This window comes from Cobetia sp. SIMBA_158 (genome assembly GCF_046566945.1).
Classification (GTDB): domain Bacteria; phylum Pseudomonadota; class Gammaproteobacteria; order Pseudomonadales; family Halomonadaceae; genus Cobetia; species Cobetia amphilecti.
The window spans coordinates 1-267 of record NZ_JAWJYL010000438.1 but is presented as its reverse complement, the minus strand read 5'-3'; the positions used below and the strand labels follow the sequence as shown (position 1 = coordinate 267).

General features: G+C 55.1%; 1 pseudogene. It reads right to left on the bottom strand.

What is annotated here, in order from left to right:
• Positions 1-187, bottom strand: a pseudogene (locus R2R70_RS20600) (electron transfer flavoprotein subunit alpha/FixB family protein); the annotation flags it as partial.
• Positions 188-267: the final 80 nt, after the last annotated feature.

Here is a 267-nt window from a genome sequence, read left to right as displayed (position 1 = left end):
GCGCATCGGCGAGCAGCACCTTAGAAACGCCGACGATTTTCGCCGCTGCATCCGCAGCCGCTTTCGCGTTGTGGCCAGCAATTAGCACATGCACATCGCCGCCAATTTTCTGCGCCGCTGCAATCGTGTTCAGCGTTGCGGCTTTAATCGACTCATTGTCGTGTTCTGCAATTACCAGGTTCGTCATTTTCGATTCGCTCCTCACAGCACCTTGGCTTCGGTCTTCAGCTTTTCGACCAGCGTTTTCACGTCAGGCACTTTCACGCC